Source organism: Candidatus Methanoperedens nitratireducens, from assembly GCF_900196725.1.
GTDB lineage: Archaea > Halobacteriota > Methanosarcinia > Methanosarcinales > Methanoperedenaceae > Methanoperedens > Methanoperedens nitroreducens_A.
On the sequence record NZ_FZMP01000100.1, the window covers coordinates 1 to 2,283 of the forward strand.

A 2,283-nucleotide genomic window follows, 5' to 3' on the forward strand; every position below is an offset into this window, starting at 1 on the left:
TACTTAATTTAGGCAGAGTTAAGGGTTAAAAATCCAGAAATGAAGATGATTTCACAACCCATAAAATTATTATAGATTACATACTAAGAAAAAAGAATATCCCAATGAGGTGAACCGAATTGATAACACACATAGTACTATTTAAACTTAAAGACCGCAGTTCCCGAAGTGCTGGAGAAGCCAGGGATGTCCTGCTTGGCATGAGGGGCAAGATCCCACAACTACGCTATCTTGAGGTCGGTGTTGACATACTTCACTCCGGGCGCTCATTCGACATTGCTCTTATCACGAAATTCGACTCTTTAGAAGAGCTGCAGGCATACCAGGCACATCCGGTCCATGTCGAAGTGGCAAAATATATGACCTCAGTGAGGAAATTTGCGGTAGCAGTGGATTACGAGTCCGGATAGATGCAGATAAATGCATCCATTTTTGAAGCTTATTGCGACCTGCTCATAATCTATATATAAGTATAACCTAATTAATATTCAATATAATTTGTTCTAAATCAATTTGTATAAAAAATGGTATGTGGTCGAATTGGATAAGCAAAAACTTTTAGTTTCAATAGGGAAATACCTTTTAAGATTTTTCGTACTGACCCTGATATTCGTATATGGTTTCGCGCAGATAACAGAATACAGCAATCTAAAGCCGATCGTTTCGGATTTAACTGCAAAACTGCTGAGTGAGAGCCAGGACATGGGTGGTGCGAATCCGCAGCTGCTGGAAGGTATTACCCAGCAGTGCCAGAACACTGATAAAATAGTTATTCCTGTGGGTTCCGAAAGTATTACCATTGACTGTAAAGAAGTGCAGGCAAAAAGAGGATCGGCATTGCCGCAATACCTGTCCGATGCTATATCAAACGTTGTCCTGAAGGATTATTATAAAGATTACGGCTGCTCTCCTGTCGGATGCTTAACATCGCTGGCAGTTTCCAGGGACCCGACAAAGCTTCCTTTCCTGATCTCCGCGCAGATGAACCAGTTCCTTAAAATGCTGATCCCGTATCTTGTGATAGGGTTAGTGCTGAGTTTGTTCATTCTGATATATTTCATAAGGGAGACGTTTTCTGTTTTTAAAGAGGTCGGTATGACGCTTCTGAGCGCAGGAGTTCCTTTCGTGTTACTTCTATTACTGAAATACAGGGAGCTGCTGCTGGTCTCAACGGGTATTTTATCGGGAAAGGAAGATTTCTTGCTTTCTGCGAATGAACTCTTATCCGGTCCGGTCAATCATGTGACAGATTTATACTTATATATGTATGGAATTGTTTTCATTATCGGGGCTGTGCTGGCAATCACGGGATACGTCGTATTGAGACAACGTGCAAAAGCCGCAGGAACAGCAGGTGTGAAATAATCCGATTTTTTCCATCACCCCAGGTACTCCCCCTGTATCTTCACGACCTCTGTGCTGTTCGCAGCTTTTGAATACATCTCCAGGGGCTCCTGATTCAATTCCAGGAACGTCCTGCCCCATTTGAACTTGTTCAGGATGAGCGCAGCCTGCTCCTTCTCGCCAAGTATGAAAAGCGCAGCTGCGAAAGCTTCTACTGTACTTAGCTTGAAAGGCTTGCCGAAGTTCACAGGGTTGGCAGCCAGCAGGAAAGGCAGGGCGCGGTGTTTGAGCCGCAGCTTCATCAATATTGGGAAAACGCGCTCCACTTCCTCCCATGAGCAGTCAAGCACCACTACGCCCCTGCCCGGGTCATCCGCCGGGGAAAGCGCCTGCTCCGCGAAAGGGTCAAGAAGTATCGCTTCAACCGGAAGCGCCCTCGGGTTCTCGTGAAGCGTTGCGAGAGCGAACCTCGCAAGCTTCTTCCCGGAGCACTTCTTCGGGTCGCACTGCCTGGCATGATAGAGATGCAGGGGAATCATACGCTCTAATAGGCATGCGACCGTTTATTACTTTTATGTTTTCGGCGACTCCGGGAGTAATTTTTTAGCAAGAGTTCTTAGGAACGCAACCGCCGGTTCCGTGAAGAAACCTGTAAAGAAAGAAACAACCATCAGAATATTGCTGCTTGGTTTTTCCATCAGGGTTTCCTTTGTTATGTTTATGGGCGTCATATTTTCAGTCTGGAGCGTCTGGTTTATCGAAACTATGAGTTGCTGGGTTGAATTAAGATCTGTCAGTACCAGATAAATAGCCCCTGCAATAATCGGAGCCTGTATCATTCGAGCTGTCAAAAACAGAAGCTCTTCGTTAGTAAGATCCCTCTGCCTGTAATGGTATGCTATGCCGAATATTAAGGATCTGTGCGTAAATAACTTACCC

Annotated in this window: 4 protein-coding genes; 2 read left to right on the forward strand and 2 right to left on the reverse strand. The window is 44.9% G+C overall.

Going from position 1 to position 2,283, the window contains the following annotated elements:
* Positions 1-119: 119 nt before the first annotated feature.
* Both MNV_RS07630 and MNV_RS07635 read left to right on the forward strand, forming a co-directional pair.
* Entirely contained in the window at positions 120-410 is a 291-nt protein-coding gene (locus MNV_RS07630; RefSeq protein WP_096204958.1) for a Dabb family protein, read from the forward strand.
* Positions 411-540: 130 nt separating this feature from the next.
* The gene (locus MNV_RS07635; protein WP_096204960.1) at positions 541-1,365 is read left to right on the forward strand and encodes a hypothetical protein; all 825 of its coding nucleotides are present in this window, start codon (positions 541-543) and stop codon (positions 1,363-1,365) included.
* 14 nt (positions 1,366-1,379) lie between these two features.
* Here the strand turns inward: MNV_RS07635 and MNV_RS07640 are convergent, their stop codons facing one another.
* Both MNV_RS07640 and MNV_RS19485 read right to left on the reverse strand, forming a co-directional pair.
* Positions 1,380-1,883, reverse strand: a complete 504-nt coding sequence (locus tag MNV_RS07640; RefSeq protein WP_096204961.1) for a DUF367 family protein — start codon at positions 1,881-1,883, stop codon at positions 1,380-1,382.
* A gap of 33 nt (positions 1,884-1,916) precedes the next feature.
* The coding region (locus MNV_RS19485; RefSeq protein ID WP_179293862.1) for a hypothetical protein at positions 1,917-2,283 on the reverse strand (367 nt) is incomplete at its 5' end.

Excerpts from the sequence above, each read along its gene's own strand:
- MNV_RS07640 (WP_096204961.1), bottom strand. The coding sequence starts at position 1,883 with ATGATTCCCCTGCATCTCTATCATGCCAGGCAGTGCGACCCGAAGAAG.